General features: G+C 57.7%; 12 protein-coding genes. 1 reads left to right on the top strand and 11 read right to left on the bottom strand.

Annotated features, from left to right (window positions below; translation table 11 throughout):
* Positions 1-11: 11 nt before the first annotated feature.
* From drt5 to BM132_RS25030, 11 genes are all read right to left on the bottom strand, one after another.
* Positions 12-1496: an antiviral reverse transcriptase Drt5 gene (gene drt5, locus BM132_RS25080; RefSeq protein WP_092459473.1), complete on the bottom strand. Its 1485-nt coding sequence runs from the start codon at positions 1494-1496 to the stop codon at positions 12-14.
* Positions 1497-2410: 914 nt separating this feature from the next.
* Positions 2411-3184 (bottom strand): hypothetical protein, encoded by a 774-nt coding sequence (locus tag BM132_RS25075; protein WP_092459471.1) that lies wholly within the window; start codon positions 3182-3184, stop codon positions 2411-2413.
* Positions 3185-3702: 518 nt separating this feature from the next.
* Positions 3703-4434, bottom strand: a complete 732-nt coding sequence (locus tag BM132_RS25070) for a LexA family transcriptional regulator (RefSeq protein WP_092459469.1) — start codon at positions 4432-4434, stop codon at positions 3703-3705.
* Between the two features lie 195 nt (positions 4435-4629).
* The gene (gene ppa, locus BM132_RS25065) at positions 4630-5157 is read right to left on the bottom strand and encodes an inorganic diphosphatase (protein ID WP_047229468.1); all 528 of its coding nucleotides are present in this window, start codon (positions 5155-5157) and stop codon (positions 4630-4632) included.
* A gap of 111 nt (positions 5158-5268) precedes the next feature.
* Entirely contained in the window at positions 5269-6081 is an 813-nt protein-coding gene (locus BM132_RS25060) for a M90 family metallopeptidase (RefSeq protein WP_092459467.1), read from the bottom strand.
* A 6-nt stretch (positions 6082-6087) separates the two neighbouring features.
* Positions 6088-6744 carry a DedA family protein gene (locus tag BM132_RS25055; RefSeq protein ID WP_092459465.1) on the bottom strand — a complete coding sequence of 219 codons (657 nt, stop codon included), beginning with the start codon at positions 6742-6744 and terminating at the stop codon, positions 6088-6090.
* Positions 6745-7141: 397 nt separating this feature from the next.
* Complete coding sequence (locus tag BM132_RS25050; protein WP_092394658.1) at positions 7142-7603, bottom strand: GNAT family N-acetyltransferase; 462 nt, start codon at positions 7601-7603, stop codon at positions 7142-7144.
* Between the two features lie 106 nt (positions 7604-7709).
* Positions 7710-8534, bottom strand: coding sequence for an ethanolamine ammonia-lyase subunit EutC (eutC, locus tag BM132_RS25045; protein ID WP_092459463.1), 825 nt, complete (start codon positions 8532-8534; stop codon positions 7710-7712).
* 11 nt (positions 8535-8545) lie between these two features.
* Positions 8546-9940 carry an ethanolamine ammonia-lyase subunit EutB gene (locus tag BM132_RS25040; RefSeq protein ID WP_092459461.1) on the bottom strand — a complete coding sequence of 465 codons (1395 nt, stop codon included), beginning with the start codon at positions 9938-9940 and terminating at the stop codon, positions 8546-8548.
* A 57-nt stretch (positions 9941-9997) separates the two neighbouring features.
* Positions 9998-11446 (bottom strand): ethanolamine permease, encoded by a 1449-nt coding sequence (eat, locus tag BM132_RS25035; protein WP_092394649.1) that lies wholly within the window; start codon positions 11444-11446, stop codon positions 9998-10000.
* A 266-nt stretch (positions 11447-11712) separates the two neighbouring features.
* On the bottom strand, positions 11713-13233 hold the full coding sequence (locus BM132_RS25030; RefSeq protein WP_092459459.1) for an acetaldehyde dehydrogenase ExaC: 1521 nt from the start codon (positions 13231-13233) through the stop codon (positions 11713-11715).
* 421 nt (positions 13234-13654) lie between these two features.
* Between BM132_RS25030 and BM132_RS25025 the strand changes: the two genes are divergently transcribed.
* On the top strand, positions 13655-15559 hold the full coding sequence (locus BM132_RS25025; protein WP_092459457.1) for a sigma-54-dependent Fis family transcriptional regulator: 1905 nt from the start codon (positions 13655-13657) through the stop codon (positions 15557-15559).
* Positions 15560-15818: the final 259 nt, after the last annotated feature.

Genomic DNA, 15818 nt, shown 5'->3' with positions numbered 1-15818 from the left:
ACGATAAGTGCCTAAAGTTTTTTTGCGCAACCTGCAATTAAATAATTCATTGGTGAACCTTTAGAGAAGTAATCCAACGCATAATTTCTTTCCCCTGGTTTCAGCGATCTGCTGCCTATGGCTGATGCCCAGGAAAGCCAGTCAGACTGACCCGTTTTCAGAAAATCACCGCGAATTTGCTTAAAGCCAAACCCTTGTTCTGGGATTTCAAGAATTTTGGCGCGTGCGATTTTGAAGTCTTGTGAAAGCTCGTATAGTCTGATCAGAAGTTCGCCATAGTAGCCGTGTCCCATTAAATGGTCTTCAACTATACATGTCAGCCAAAATAGTTGGTATTCTAGGAAAAAGGTCTCTTGATTTAAGTAGTCCAGAAGTATTGCGGATAGGTCTTTTTTTTCAGATATGGTTCCGCAAACAGCGTAAATATGTTTTGCTAAGTTGGGAAACCGACGTAGCAAATCTGGGATGTGCTCAAGTATGCTGTTGCTATGGGATCTTAAGAAACTTAGTATAAGGTCCGCGTCAGACTCTTCAAGTGCTTCGTCCTTTAATAGGCTGAGCAATGCATTAACTTGGTCGTTGGTTAGGGTTGATTCAATTTCAGTTTCGATTTCCACAAGTTCAACAGATGAGGCTGTATGGATTTCTTCGAACTCTTCAACGATCTCTATAAGGGATTCACGGAGTTTTGTAAGTGTCTCTTCCACCCCGCTGAGGTTTTTTTCAAAATACGTCTTGCTGGGGTTGATGTTTAGTCCATATTGCCCGAGAAGTTGTTGAATTCGAGTGAAGTCTTGCCACAGAATTTCAGGGCTGTCATGGAAAAGTGTAAAATCATCCATGAATCTAACTAGGCAGCTTGATTTTATTTGGCCGGCTAAATCTACTAGTTTAAGGAACTCATTGCCCATCATTTTGCTAGGGTAAATTCCTTGTGGGAGGAAGTCTACGCTTCTGCCTGCGTTTATTTCACGGAAAAATTGCCCGAGTGCATTTGCATCAATGTCTGATACATTCGGTGCGGCGGCAAACCAATGACAGATGTCGTGGTGATATAAGCTATTAAAATATGAGGCTATGTCGAATTGGAGGTTGTGTTTGTATTTTTTACCATTTTCGGACAGGCTTTGCCTATATTCGGTATATGCAGTGTGAACCGAAATTTGCGTTCCGCTCTTGAAGCGGTATCCAAAACTTCTTCTTTGCTCGCTAACCTCGGAACGAAAAATGGCACGATTACGATACGCAATATCGTACAAAAAATATTCGGCTACTGGATCAAGCTTGGATGTGCGGCGAAGATGCCCATGGGGCTTAGTGGCATATACACGTTGTTGTGATAAAAAGTTGTCTGATTTGTTTTTGTCATCAAGAACTTTCTGGTAGATATATTCGTTTATTTCGGTTTCGTGGTTTATCACCATCAGTTGATTTGTTTTTAGGGGGAACAAAGTAGCCCCAAAATCTGTTGTTATAAAGTCAGAAGTGGCGCTCATAGAAACTCTCCCGCTTCATTCGGTAGGATTGATGACGCCGTGAGGATTGCACCGTCCCCTCAATATTTAGTTGAGTGGGAAAATTTCTCATCTTTGGCTCCTCCATAAAGAAGGTTGTGGGAGGAAGGGCTCGGCTTTTGTGATTGGATCCAACAATAGCCCAAAGCCATCAATAGGTCTAGCGTCTCCCGCGAGAAGGTCATGGAGGCACGATGAGCCTCCTGTTTGCTCAAGAATCAGTGTTAGGGCGCCACTCATTATTTTCGATGTCGCCATAGCGTTTATCAGGAGGGGCGCAGCGTTATAGGTTTGCGTCTTGCAAGTCATTTAGGCAATCCAACCCAGGATGACTTCGTTTTCGGGATGAAAGCCATGCCCTAGTTGACCGTTGTCGACGCTTGCTTTTTTCAGCTTTTCGGGCTGGTAACCTTTCAAGAACTCCCTCATGCCGACGAGCTGAGTGCGCATTGCTGTTTGGCATCTGAAGAGTATTAACGCACGATCAAGTCTAATGAATATCAGGGTGGCGCATTGCTATTTTCGGCGAAACAGTTCAACAAGGGATGAGGCATTATAGAGTTTTGGTTGCGTTGGGCTATGGCAATATTGAAGCGGCGTAGCTCGGAGTGAGCCCGTGCGCAGGTCGGAAAATGCTTATTCAGCTCGTTGACAACAAAAACTGAGTAGTTACTGGTGGTTCTTACTGTACTCACAAGCCGACTGCGATGTGGCGAATAGATAAATCGACCTCGAATTTGAGATGCAATAAACTAATAAGAGCAATGCAGCACCATAGCAAGCGCATATCGCTGCGAATATGCGTTGCATTGAGAGGTCTTGTGGTGATCACCATAATAATGGTAGTGAACGAAGTTGCTATCTAAGGTTGGCTGTGTGTATGCATAATGGTTTTATTAATTGGTGTCGGGAGTGCAAAGAATTATACGGTCAAGGTCGTAAAGTTCGGACTCTGAGGATACCCTGTTTTTGGCAAGTAATATATGCATCCAAGGAGTTAGTTTTTTTATTTTTCGGGTAAGTGTTTCTTTCGTCTTGTCATCTGGTGGGTTGTCGAAAAAATAGGGTATGCAACTCGAATAGCCTGAGGGAACACCATACAATAATTCATTGTCTTTGCTGGTTTTGTACACGGTATAGCTAGTAGAGGCTGCCATTGCGATGGCTGCTGCGCCAATAAGACTAGCGCAAACTGGCAAGGCTTTAAGCCAGAGCGGGCTGGGGTAGGCCTTTGCTAGCGCCCTTCTGTTCATGAACTCCGTGACCAGTTTGCCGTCTACTAAAATTTGATCTATGGAAAAGCCCTGGTAAACGTTAAATAGCTCGACTTCTACTTTTTCATTGGGAGGTATGTCATGGAAAACTAGTTCGTTGTTTTCAGTGTCGTGCTCCCATTTTACCGGTGCTTCGCGACGTCCATAAGTGATTTTTGGTTTGAATTCGAAGTCTCCGCTGTACAAGACCCGTATTTTCGATTTTGAAGTACCAGAATAGTTAAAGATTACTAGTGCAGCAGAGGTATAGCTACTTCCGGTTTTTATTTTTTCTTTGTCCAGCGCTTCAAGTATTTCCTCCGGGATGGAGAGCGTGTAGGGACCGATAAACTGCCAGCCTACGGCATCCGGTAATTTTTCTCCGAGATTAACCAAAGCAAGCAACTGATCAAACATAGTGCGCCCTCCAGGCGATTAGAGAATATAATATTTACAATTTATTCTGAGTTAATAGGGTGCGACTTGACTCTTCTTTCGTCGAAAGGACGGCGTTATAGTTCTTCAACTGGACCAGTTCGCCGGGACTTGGTTGTTCCAGACATTAAAAAGCCGGCTTATGGCCGGCTTCTCGTTGACTAACTCAGTTCGTTTTTGACAAACCTCACCAGCCTTCAAAACGTACATCCGGCTCTTGCGGCCGGCTGTGGGACTTGGTCAGAAGTGATCTGCCTTGTCGGTGCGAGGCGTGGGCTCGCAAATGTGGGGCGGAGGGTACGCGGGTTTTGTTTGGAATCCAAGTGGTAAGTGGTGTGGAATCATTGGGTTATCGGTGATCTTGGGGGAAAGCAGGGGGCTGCTTCGCAGCCCAGCGGGGATAAATCCCCTCGCCACAGAGGTGCTCACCATTGAAGCTTCTAACCACTGAAGCTCCTCATCACTAGGGGTTTCAGTGGCTGTCTTTCCGTTCGGGTGGGTTAGTCGAAGACTGGCGGTCTCTGTTTGTTCAGGGTGGACCACCAGAAGACCCAGCCGATGACTCTAATGTTCTGCGCTTCAATCTGTTCGGCGCTGAAGACTTCGTCCGGGTAGGCCGCGCTGTTGTGGCTGCGCAGGCGCAGTCGGTTGCCGGGGACGCGGTGCAGGTATTTGATGCGCAGCATGCCGTCGTGTTCGAGGGCGTAGATTTGGCCGTCGACGACTTGGGTCAGGCCGCGGTCGATGGCGAGGGTGGAGCCGTCTTCGATGCGTTCGGCCATGCTGTCGCCGACCATGGTGGTGCAGATGGCGTCGTTGGGGTTGATGTCGAGGGTTTCGAGGTGGCTGCGGGGCAGGCGGATGGTTTGGTCGGGGATTTCGATGATGTGGGTTTTGGTTTCGCCGGGGGCGATGGGGGCTTCCTTGTAGAAAGGCAGTTCGATGTCCGTGGTTTCTTGCACGCTGTAGACACCATCGTTTTCGGCGGCTTCATAGGTGATGCCGGGGCCCAGGCCCAGTGGGGTCTGCGGGCCTTCGCCGGTGGCGAGCCATTGCGGGCTTACGGTCAGCAGGCTGGCGATGGAGTAGATGCGTCCTGGCGGGATGCCACGGTTGAACCAGTTGTTGATGTGCTGGGATTTCACGCCGTATAACTTCGCGAAGTCGGCGGATCGGATATTCGCTTCTTTTAGAAGGGCTCTGAAGCGGTCGCCACTGGAAAGTATTTTCATAAACGGAAAGTTTAGGGGCGACTGTGTTTTCGGCAATAAACATGTCGTGCAAATATATAAGACGATCTTTCCGTTTGCAGGATTTGAAAGGGTCGGGCTAAACGGGTTTAAACGGTATTAATACAACTTCGTATTTATCATTATTAAGACATAAAAAAACCCCGGTGCAAACCGGGGTTCTTCTTTACTTCAGTCTCAGCCTTTGTAGGCGGCAACCGACTTGGTGATCGCTTCGCGGGCGGCGTCAGCACCGGCCCAGCCTTCGATCTTGACCCACTTGCCTTTCTCGAGATCCTTGTAGTTCTCGAAGAAGTGCTCGATCTGCTGGATCAGCAGGGCTGGCAGGTCGGTGTATTCCTTCACGTCGACGTACAGTTGCGACAGTTTGTCGTGCGGTACGGCGATGACTTTGGCATCGCCGCCGCCGTCGTCGGTCATGTTCAGGATGCCGACCGGACGGGCGCGGATGACCGAGCCTGGGGCGACTGGGTAAGGGGTCACGACCAGCACGTCGAGGGGGTCGCCGTCGTCGGCCAGGGTGTTGGGGATGAAACCGTAGTTGGCCGGGTAGAACATTGGGGTGGCCATGAAACGGTCAACGAACAGGCAATCGCTGTCTTTGTCGATTTCGTATTTGATCGGGGCGTGGTTGGCCGGGATTTCGATCGCGACGTAGATGTCGTTCGGCAGGTCTTTGCCAGCCGGAATCTTGCTGTAGCTCATTGGGCGGTGCCCCCGTTAGTTGACCAAATGACTGGTCGGATTGACCAAAAAGTGGCGGCGATTATAGGCATATTCGGCCGTCGATGCCACGTTACAAGGGTCTTAGAGACCTTAGTATGACGCCTGATAGACCGGATCTTCGGCCTGAAGTTGCCGCAGCCGGGCCAATGGGTCCTGGCGGTAGAACGCTTTGAGCTGGTCATAGACCCGTGGGTACGCCTGGTGCAGCAGGTCCGGGGCGCTGAAGAAGTATTCGCTGGTGACGGCGAAGAACTCCGCCGGGTTTTCCGCTGCGTAGGGATCGATGACGGTGTCGGCGTCCGGGTTTTGGTCCAGTTGGCGGTTGAGGTCGTCGAAGGCCTGTTGCATGGCCTCGGCCCAGTCGCTGACGCGCATGCCGGCGTGCAGCGGCGGCAGGCCGTTGGCGTCGCCGTTGAGCATGTCGAGTTTGTGCGCCAGCTCGTGGATCACCAGGTTGTAGCCGTCCCAGCCACCGCTGGCCAGTACGCCGTCCCAGGCCAGGATGATCGGGCCCTGGGGCCAGGCTTCGCCGCTGTGCTCGCCGTCCCATTCGTGCTCGATGCCACTGGCGTCGCGGTAGCGCTGGGGGCTGAGGAAGTCGTCGGGGTAAAGCACGATTTCGTGGAAGCCCTGGTACCAGTTCAGTTCGCCCAGGTGCATCAGCGGCAATTGGGCCTGGGCGGCGAGCAGCAGGCGTTGTTCCTGATGCAGTTCGACGCCGGGCAGGGCGCTCAGGTGTTTGTCATGCAGGAACAAGACGCACGCTTGGCGCAGCCATTGGTCCTCGCTGGCGCTGAGGCCGTCGAGGAAGCTCAACTGGTGACGCACCTGCTGCCAGGTTTCCTCGGCGACGGGATGTTTGGCGAGGATGCGTCGCCGGCGCCAGCCGCTCAGGGACCACATGGGCGATCAGCGCGGTTGGGTTTTCGAGTCGCCGCGGGCCAGGCGGCTGCGGATTACGCCGATGATCATCGGCACCAGCGACAACAGGATGATGCCCACCACCAGCAGCGACAGGTTCTGTTTGATGAACGGCACGTTGCCGAAGAAGAAACCGAGGCTGACCAAGCCGCCGACCCACAGGACGGTGCCGAAGACGCTGAAGCCGAAGAACCGCGGATAAGGCATTTTCGCAACGCCCGCGACGAAGGGTGCAAAGGTGCGCAGGATCGGCAGGAAGCGCGCGAGGGTTACGGTTTTGCCACCGTGCTTGTCGTAGAAGTCGTGGGTTTGTTGCAGGTAGTCGCGGCGGAAGATTTTCGAGTTCGGGTTACTGAACAGTCGTTCCCCCGCCGTGCGGCCGACGAGGTAATTGGTGCTGTCGCCGAGGATCGCCGCCAGCATCAGCAGGCCGCCGAGTAGCACCGGGTCCATGCCGCCGCCGGCCGCGACTGCACCGGCGATGAACAGCAGGGAGTCGCCCGGCAGGAAGGGCATCACCACCAGGCCGGTTTCGCAGAAGATCACCAGGAACAGGATGGCGTAGATCCACGGCCCGTAGTTGGTCACCAGCAGGTCGAGGTACACATCGAGATGCAGAATGAGGTCGAGGGGGTTGAAATCCATGCAAAGCACCTGTGGTCGCGGCCTGACTGGGTGGGGCCTGTGGGTCGGGCTTCGAGTAAGGCTACAGAGTGTGTAGCTTTTTCTTACAAGCCGGGAAGAGCGGCATTATACGAGGTCGGGGGTGGTGTGCGTGGTGAGTTTGTAGCGGGGGATTTCTGAGCGACTGGCTGGATGAGGCATCGGCTCGGACCGCTTTTGTGGCGAGGGGATTTATCCCCGCTGGGGCGCGCAGCGGCCCTAATACAGCCGACTCGGTCAATCTGATACACCGCGTGCTCAGGTTTTGGGGCTGCTTCGCAGCCCAGCGGGGATAAATCCCCTCGCCACAAGGGGGTGTGGTGTGTCAGGGATATTGGTGTGGTGAGGGTTCCCTCACCACGGAGGTATTGCTGTCGGCTCAGAGCTCTTCGCTGATGGGCAACACGTAGTTCTTGAACTCGGTGTCTTCCTTGAAGCCGATGGACTCGTAGGTTTTCTGCGCCACGTCGTTGTTGCTGCTGGTGGAGACGCGCATGCGCACGGCGTTGGTTTCCTTGGCCATTTTTTTCGCGGTGCGGATCAGGTTGTCGGCCACCAGTTGGCGGCGGGCGTCTTCGGCGACGTAGATGTCGTTGAGGATCCACACGCGTTTGAGGGACAGTGACGAGAAGCTGGGGTAGAGCTGGCAGAAGCCCAGCAACCGGTTGTCATCGTCATCGGGCAACGCCAGGTAGATCACCGATTCCTTGCGGCGCAGGCGTTTTTCGAGGAAGGCTCGGGACGAATCCGGGTAGGGCAGTGAGCCATAAAATTCCCGGTATTTGACGAACAATGGGGTCAGCAGGTCCAGGTGTTCCAGGGTCGCTTGGATAATCCGCATAGTAGGTCTCGTCTGCAAAGGTCGACAGATACTCGGACAACAACGGCGTTCTGCCGTGCTTCGATGCTGCCTGAAAGCGGATCAAAAACGCAATCGTGTAAACGGATCAGCTTCGGGGCGGCATGAGTAGGAAGTTACCTTTCATATCGGCGGCATTTTCCGAGTCTAGAGTTTGAACCTGGGCTTCGTCCTTCAGATTGACCCCCGAGAGCTGTCTGCGGCAGGCCTCGCGCATCAGGTAGATCAGGCGATGGGCGGCCATGCCATAGCTCAAGCCTTCGAGGCGAACGTTGGAGATGCAGTTGCGATACGCATCGGTCAGGCCGACCTTGGGGTTGTAGGTGAAATACAAACCCAGGCTGTCGGGGGAGCTGAGGCCGGGGCGTTCACCGATCAGGATCACCGACATTTTGGCCCCGAGCCGCTGCGCCACTTCATCGGCCACCGCGACCCGGCCCTGTTCCACCAGAATCACTGGCGAGGTTGACCAACCCTCAGCGGCGGTCTGTTCTTCCAGCCGCGCCAGGAACGGCAAAGTATGGCGATGCACCGCCAGCGCCGACAGACCGTCGGCCACCACGATGGCCAGGTCGACGCCGCCGGGATTGGCCGCGACGTGGTCCTGCAGGATCTGTACGGAGGCTTCATCGAGCCGCCGGCCCAGGTCCGGGCGTTGCAGGTAGCTGTTGCGGTCGCTGGCGGCGCTGTGCAGCAGCAGGCTGTTGCGGCCGCGTTCAGTCAGTTGCGCGCGAATGCCTTCATGGTCGAACGCCAGGTGCACCGCATCGCGGGCCTGGGCGTGGGCGTACTGGAAGTCCAGTTGCGCCTGGGTCGGCAGGCTGGTGCCGGTGCGGCCCAGGGCGATGCGCGCCGGGGTGAGGTTGCGCAGATTCAGCCAAGGGTTTTGTGGATCGACAGGTTTTTTATCCATGGGCAGTTCACTCATCCCAAATGCGCGAGGGCGTGACGGAACGCCGGTGGCAGGTTGTCGCCAAACCGCACCCGGCCATCGGCCTGGGTGAAGATGCCCATGTTCGCCAGCCACGTTTCGAACTCCGGCGCGGGTTTGAGGCCCAGGGTCTGGCGGGCGTAAAGGGCGTCGTGGAACGAGGTGGTCTGGTAGTTGAGCATGATGTCGTCAGAGCCGGGGATACCCATGATGAAGTTGATCCCGGCCACGCCCAGCAGGGTCAGCAGGGTGTCCATGTCGTCCTGGTCGGCTTCGGCGTGGTTGGTGTAGCAAATGTCGCAACCCATCGGCACGCCCAGCAGCTTGCCGCAGAAGTGGTCTTCCAGGCCGGCACGGATGATCTGTTTGCCGTTGTACAGGTATTCCGGGCCGATAAATCCTACGACGGTATTCACCAGAAACGGGTTGAAATGGCGTGCCACGGCGTAGGCCCGGGTTTCGCAGGTCTGTTGATCGACGCCGTGGTGGGCGTTGGCTGACAGCGCGCTGCCCTGGCCGGTCTCGAAATACATCAGGTTGTTGCCCAAGGTGCCGCGCTTCAGGCTTAGCCCGGCGTCGTAGCCTTCCTGCAATACGTTCAGGTTGATGCCGAAACTGGCGTTGGCCGCTTCGGTGCCGGCGATGGACTGGAACACCAGGTCCAGGGGCACGCCACGGTTCGCCGCCTCGATGGAGGTGGTGACGTGGGTCAGCACGCAGCCTTGGGTGGGGATGTCGTAGCGCTGGATGATGGCGTCGAGCATTTCCAGCATGGCGCAGATCGACGCCGTGCTGTCGGTGGCCGGGTTGATGCCGATCATGGCGTCGCCGTTACCGAAGAGCAGGCCGTCGAGGATGCTCGCGGCGATCCCGGCGGGTTCGTCGGTGGGGTGGTTGGGTTGCAGGCGGGTGGACAGTCGCCCGCGCAGGCCGAGGGTGCCGCGAAACTTGGTCACCACGCGGATTTTCTGCGCCACCAGCACCAGGTCTTGCACGCGCATGATCTTCGACACGGCGGCGACCATTTCCGGGGTCAGGCCCGGGGCCAGGGCTCGCAGGCTGTGTTCGTCGGCCGCATCGCTGAGCAGCCAGTCGCGAAAACCGCCAACCGTGAGGTGGCTGACGGCGGCGAAGGCCTGTTTATCGTGAGTGTCGACGATCAGCCGGGTGACTTCGTCGTCCTCGTAAGGAATCAGCATTTCTTGCAGGAAATGGCTGAGGGGCAGGTCGGCCAAGGCCATTTGCGCGGCTACCCGCTCGCCGTCGTTGAGCGCGGCGATTTCGGCGAGGAAGTCCCCGGAACGCGCCGGGCTGGCCTTGGCCATCAGGTCTTTGAGGCTGTCGAAGCGGTAGGTCTGCGCGCCGACCGTGTGTGCAAAACTGGCCATACAGGTTCTCCGTGACGGCGCCGCTGGGCGGCGCCGTGGTTTTCGGCGTTTTACAACTCAGTGCAAGGCTTCTTCGGCTTTTTGAATCGCCGCGAATTCCTCTTCAGGCGTGCCTGCTACCAAGTGATGCCGACTGTAGAACGCGAAGTAAGCAATTAACACTCCATAGATGATCGCGGCGCCGATGACCACCCGTGGATCCACCAGAAAGCCCGCCACCACGGCGATGCACGCCAGCACCAGGGCCACGCCCGAGGTGAAGATGCCGCCCGGTGTGCGGTATGGCCGGTCCATTTTGGGGCGACGGATGCGCAGGGTGATGTGCGCGGCCATCATCAGCACGTAGGAGATGGTGGCGCCGAACACGGCCACCAGAATCAGCAGATCGCCCTGGCCGGTCAGGGACAAGCCGAAGCCGATGATGCCGGGGATGATCAGCGCCAATACCGGTGCTTTGCTTTTGTTGGTTTCGGAGAGCTTGCGTGGCAGGTAACCGGCTCGAGACAAGGCGAAGATCTGCCGCGAGTAGGCGTAGATGATCGAGAAGAAGCTGGCGATCAGGCCGGCCAGGCCGACGAGGTTGACGAAGTTGCCCATCCAGGTCGAGCCGCCGTAGGCCTTGGCCAGCGCTTCCACCAGCGGGTTGCCCGAAGCCATCAACGCATTGGAACCCGCGCCGCCTGGGCCGATCACCAGAATCAGCAAGGCAAACGCCACCAGCACCAGCATGGCGCCAATCAGGCCGCGCGGCAGGTCGCGCTTGGGGTTCTTGGTTTCTTCAGCCGCCAGCGGTACGCCTTCCACGGCCAGGAAAAACCAGATGGCATACGGAATGGCTGCCCACACGCCGACATAGCCGAACGGCAGGAATGGGCTGGCGCCCGTAGCCGCGGTGACCGGGATGTCCAGCAGGTTGGCGACGTCGAAGTGCGGCACCATCGCCACCAGAAACACGCCCAGTGCGAGGGCGGCGACGGCGGTGATGATGAACATCAGCTTGAGCGCTTCACCCACGCCGAATATGTGGATGGCGATGAAGATGATGTAGAACGCCAGGTAGATCATCCAGCCGCCAATGCCGAACAGTGACTGGCAATACGCGCCGATGAACACCGCAATCGCCGCCGGGGCGATGGCGTACTCGATCAGGATCGCCGTGCCCGTGAGAAACCCGCCCCAGGGACCGAATGCGCTACGGGCAAAGCCATAGCCGCCGCCGGCGGTAGGAATCATCGAGGACAGCTCGGCCAGGGAGAAGCACATGCACAGGTACATCGCGGCCATCAGCAGCGTGGCGAGGAACATCCCGCCCCAACCGCCTTGGGCCAGGCCGAAGTTCCAGCCGGCGTAGTCCCCGGAAATGACATACGCCACCCCCAGGCCCACCAGCAGGACCCAGCCCGCCGCACCTTTTTTAAGTTCGCGTTGTTGGAAGTATTCGGAGCCGACTTTTTCGAAGTCGACCGAGGAGGGTGCCGATTGCGGGTTTACGTGTTCGCTTGGCATAGGGGTTACCTGTTTTTATTGTTTTTTTTGTCTAGCCTGATCGCCGGATTAGCGCAGTACCCTGTGGGAGCGGGCTTGCTCGCGAAGGCGGCGGCACCTTGAGCAACTATGTGACTGACACACCGCTTTCGCGAGCAAGCCCGCTCCCACAGGGGAAGTGGGCAAGCCGAAACTGCAGCGTCATCCACAAATCCTGTGTGGGAGCGAGCCTGCTCGCGATAGCTATCTAAAGGGCGAAGCAGAACCACCTGCCTCGCCCCAATGGCTTAGAAGAACCCCAACGGATTGATGTCGTAGCTCACCAGCAGGTTCTTGGTCTGCTGATAGTGGTCGAGCATCATCTTGTGGGTTTCACGACCCACGCCGGACTTCTTGTAACCACCAAACGCGGCATGAGCCGGGTAGAGGTGGTAGCAGTTGGTCCAGACGCGCCCGGCCTTGATCGCCCGGCCCATGCGGTAGGCGCGGTTGATGTCGCGGGTCCACAGACCGGCGCCGAGGCCGAACTCGGTGTCGTTGGCAATCGCCAGGGCTTCGGCTTCATCCTTGAAAGTGGTGATGCTCACCACTGGGCCGAAGATTTCTTCCTGGAACACGCGCATCTTGTTGGTGCCCTTGAGCAGGGTTGGCTGGATGTAGTAACCCGTGGCCAGGTTGCCCTCGAGTTTTTCCACCTTGCCGCCAGTCAGCAGTTCGGCACCTTCGCCCTTGGCGATTTCCAGGTACGAAAGAATCTTGTCGAATTGCTGCTCGGACGCCTGGGCGCCGACCATGGTGTCGGTGTCCAGCGGGTCGCCGCGTTTGATCTGCAGGACTTTGTTCATCACAACCTTCATGAACTCGTCGTAGATCGACTCCTGCACCAGGGCGCGGGAAGGGCAGGTGCAGACTTCGCCCTGGTTGAAGAACGCCAGCACCAGGCCTTCGGCAGCCTTTTCGATGAAGCTTGGCTCGGCCTGCATGATGTCTTCGAAGAAGATGTTCGGCGACTTGCCGCCCAGCTCCACGGTGGACGGGATGATGTTCTCAGCCGCGCATTTCATGATGTGCGAGCCGACCGGGGTCGAGCCGGTGAAGGCAATCTTGGCGATGCGCTTGCTGGTGGCCAGGGCTTCACCGGCTTCCTTGCCGAAGCCTTGCACCACGTTCAGTACGCCAGGTGGCAGCAGGTCGCCGATCAGCTCCATCAGCACGCAAATGCCTAGCGGGGTTTGCTCGGCGGGCTTGAGCACCACGCAGTTGCCGGCGGCCAGGGCCGGCGCGAGTTTCCAGGCGGCCATCAGCAGCGGGAAGTTCCACGGGATGATCTGCCCGACCACGCCCAGCGGTTCATGGATGTGATAGGCCACGGTGTTGCCGTCGATCTCGGCGGCGCTGCCTTCCTGGGCGCGCAGGCAACCGGCGAAGTAGCGGAAGTGGTCGGCGGCCAGGGGGATGTCGGCGTTGAGGGTTTCACGCACAGCCTTGCCGTTGTCCCAGGACTCGGTGATTGCCAGCACTTCGAGGTTCTGTTCGATGCGGTCGGCGATTTTCAGCAGAACCAGCGAACGGGCCTGGGCGGACGTGGCGCCCCAGGCATCAGCAGCGGCGTGGGCGGCGTCCAGGGCTTTTTCGATGTCTTCGGCCGTGGAACGCGGGAATTCGGCAATGGGCTGGCCATTGACCGGGGAAGTATTGGTGAAGTACTGACCTTTGACAGGCGCGACGAACTCGCCGCCGATGTAATTACCGTATTTGCTCTTGAACGAAACGATAGCGCCTTCAGTACCGGGGTGAGCGTAACGCATGATGAGTTCTCCTTGGCTTTTGTGCTTATACGGGAGGCCGCGCAAAATTGAGCGCTGGTAATTAAGCCTAGAGCAAAGGTCGGGCCACTGCCTTGCGAGGCCCGGAAATCAAGACTTTAGGAGGAGTTCGTCGGACAAACGGATGGGCTGCGTGACGATTGCGATACAGCGGGTGTGACAGTTTGTGCCGTATCTGACACAAGCTGTGACTGGTGGGTCGCGCCAGCATTGCAAAGCGGGTTGGGCTGGAGGATGCTGGGCGTTGATGCCAGGCAGGCCGGGTAGGAGCTGTCGAGTGAAACGAGGCTGCGATTTTTCCCCTGCCAATTGAATCTCAAGCGAAAGATCAAAAGATCAAAAGATCGCAGCCTTCGGCAGCTCCTACAGTAAGGCCGCAACCTTCGGGGAGAAATAATAAGAAATGCACAGCAACCACTTGAGTCGCCATGCCCAACAAGTCCTGACGGTTACCCAGGGCAAGGCCCATCTGCAGGGGCCCGGCAGCGATCCGTCGATTGCCCGCTCCTGGCTGCGCTGTCTTGAGGACTATCACCTCGATCCGGCGCAGAACCTGGCGCCAACGGTGCTCGAGCATGGTCGGGTGCTGGAAAGCCGCGAGCGTCTGCAACAGGTGTTGCAGATCGCCGGCACGGAAATGACCAGCTTGCATCAACAACTCTCCGGCGCCGGCCACGCGGTGTTGCTGACTGACGCTCGCGGCGTGATCCTCAACTGCGTCACTGCTCCCAGCGAGCGCAAGATTTTCGAGCGCGCCGGCCTCTGGCTCGGCGCCGACTGGAGCGAAGCCTGCGAGGGCACCAACGGCATCGGCACTTGCCTGGTGGAGCGCCAGGCCCTGACCATTCACCAGGAAGAACACTTTCGCGGCCGCCACACGGGCCTGACCTGCTCGGCCAGCCCGGTGTTCGACCCCCAGGGTGAACTGCTCGCGGTGCTGGATGTGTCATCGGCCCGGCCAGACGTGTCGCGCCAGAGCCAGTTCCACACCATGGCGCTGGTCAACCTCTCGGCAAAGATGATCGAGAGCTGCTATTTCCTGCGTTGCTTCGACAATCAATGGTTGCTGCGCTTTCATTTGCAGGCCGAGTCCGTGGGGTTGTTCAGCGAGGGGCTGCTGGCGTTCGACGGCGAAGGGCGGATCAGCGCCGTGAACCAGAGTGCGCTGAACCTGTTGGGGCATATTCGCGGTGGTTTGCTCGGTCAGCGGGTGGAAGACTTTTTCGATTGTTCACTGGATGAGCTGCTCGGCCGGGCCAGCGCCCAGGCCAGCGCCAGTTGGCCGTTGCGCACCCGTGACGGGCGGCATTTGTTTGCGGTACTGCGGGGACAGCCGCGCAGCGTGCCGGTCCCGGTCGTCCCTGCGTTTAAAGCCATCGAGCCCGCCCGGTTGCCGGGCCTCTGCCTGGGGGATGCGGCGTTGCAGGAGCATTTTCGCAAGGCGCTGCGGGTGTTCGAGCGCGATGTGCCGCTGCTGATCCATGGCGAAACCGGCTCCGGCAAGGAAGCCTTCGCCAAGGCCGTGCATCATGCCAGCCAGCGCGCCGGGAAAAACTTCGTGGCGCTCAACTGTGCGGCCATCCCGGAAAGCCTGATCGAAAGCGAGCTGTTCGGTTATCGCGGCGGCAGCTTCACCGGCGCCCGCAAGGAAGGCATGCGCGGCAAGCTGCAACAGGCCGACGGCGGCACGCTGTTTCTCGATGAAATCGGTGACATGCCCCTGGCCTTGCAGACCCGTTTGTTGCGGGTGCTGGAAGATCGCCAGGTGGTGCCCATCGGCGGCGAACCTGAAGCGGTCAACGTGCGCATCATCAGCGCCACCCACCGTCAGTTGCTTGATCGGGTGCGCGACGGCAGCTTTCGCGAAGACTTGTACTATCGGCTCAACGGGCTGGAAATCCCGCTGCCGGCATTGCGTGAGCGTAGCGACAAGTCCCAGTTGCTGGATTTTCTGCTGGCCGAAGAGGCGGGCGCCGAAGCGGTGTCCATCGACGAACCGGCGCGTCAGGCATTGCTGAGTTTTGACTGGCCGGGCAACGTGCGGCAACTGCGCAATGTGCTGCGCACCCTCGCGGCCTTGTGCGACGGTGGACGGATCGGGCTTGAGGACTTGCCAGCGATGATCCGCCAGAGTCCACAGGCGACGGTTGAAACGCTGGCTGAGCGCCCGCTGGACGATGCCGAGCGGTTGGCGTTGCTTGATGTCCTGGAACGCCAGCGCTGGCACATGACCCACACCGCCGAACAACTGGGCATCAGCCGCAACACCCTTTACCGAAAGCTGCGCAAACACGCCATCGCCCGCTGAATCACGGACCGCTGACCGCTGTTGTGGCGAGGGAGCTTGCTCCCGCTGGGGCGCGCAGCGGCCCTGTTTTTGGGGGACTGCTGCGCAGTCCAGCGGGAGCAAGCTCCCTCGCCACAAAAGCCAGGGTTGTGGAGCAACTGTGGGAGCGGGCTTGCTCGCGAAGGCGGCTGCACATTCAACATCACTGCAAGCTGACCCACCGCTATCGCGAGCAGGCTCGCTCCCACAGTTGACCGAGTTCTTGCAGGAGTAATGCGGT

This window comes from Pseudomonas sp. NFACC45, from assembly GCF_900113505.1.
GTDB classification, from domain to species: domain Bacteria; phylum Pseudomonadota; class Gammaproteobacteria; order Pseudomonadales; family Pseudomonadaceae; genus Aquipseudomonas; species Aquipseudomonas tehranensis.
The sequence above is the reverse complement of the archived record's forward strand: the minus strand, read 5'-3'. Positions and strand labels throughout refer to the sequence as shown.

What these genes read in the sequence shown, in the direction of transcription:
- drt5 (WP_092459473.1), bottom strand. Translation starts at nt 1,496, where the DNA reads ATGAGCGCCACTTCTGACTTTATAACAACAGATTTTGGGGCTACTTTG.
- BM132_RS25075 (WP_092459471.1), bottom strand. Translation starts at nt 3,184, where the DNA reads ATGTTTGATCAGTTGCTTGCTTTGGTTAATCTCGGAGAAAAATTACCG.
- BM132_RS25070 (WP_092459469.1), bottom strand. Translation starts at nt 4,434, where the DNA reads ATGAAAATACTTTCCAGTGGCGACCGCTTCAGAGCCCTTCTAAAAGAA.
- ppa (WP_047229468.1), bottom strand. Translation starts at nt 5,157, where the DNA reads ATGAGCTACAGCAAGATTCCGGCTGGCAAAGACCTGCCGAACGACATC.
- BM132_RS25060 (WP_092459467.1), bottom strand. Translation starts at nt 6,081, where the DNA reads ATGTGGTCCCTGAGCGGCTGGCGCCGGCGACGCATCCTCGCCAAACAT.
- BM132_RS25055 (WP_092459465.1), bottom strand. Translation starts at nt 6,744, where the DNA reads ATGGATTTCAACCCCCTCGACCTCATTCTGCATCTCGATGTGTACCTC.
- BM132_RS25050 (WP_092394658.1), bottom strand. Translation starts at nt 7,603, where the DNA reads ATGCGGATTATCCAAGCGACCCTGGAACACCTGGACCTGCTGACCCCA.
- eutC (WP_092459463.1), bottom strand. Translation starts at nt 8,534, where the DNA reads ATGGATAAAAAACCTGTCGATCCACAAAACCCTTGGCTGAATCTGCGC.
- BM132_RS25040 (WP_092459461.1), bottom strand. Translation starts at nt 9,940, where the DNA reads ATGGCCAGTTTTGCACACACGGTCGGCGCGCAGACCTACCGCTTCGAC.
- eat (WP_092394649.1), bottom strand. Translation starts at nt 11,446, where the DNA reads ATGCCAAGCGAACACGTAAACCCGCAATCGGCACCCTCCTCGGTCGAC.
- BM132_RS25030 (WP_092459459.1), bottom strand. Translation starts at nt 13,233, where the DNA reads ATGCGTTACGCTCACCCCGGTACTGAAGGCGCTATCGTTTCGTTCAAG.
- BM132_RS25025 (WP_092459457.1), top strand. Translation starts at nt 13,655, where the DNA reads ATGCACAGCAACCACTTGAGTCGCCATGCCCAACAAGTCCTGACGGTT.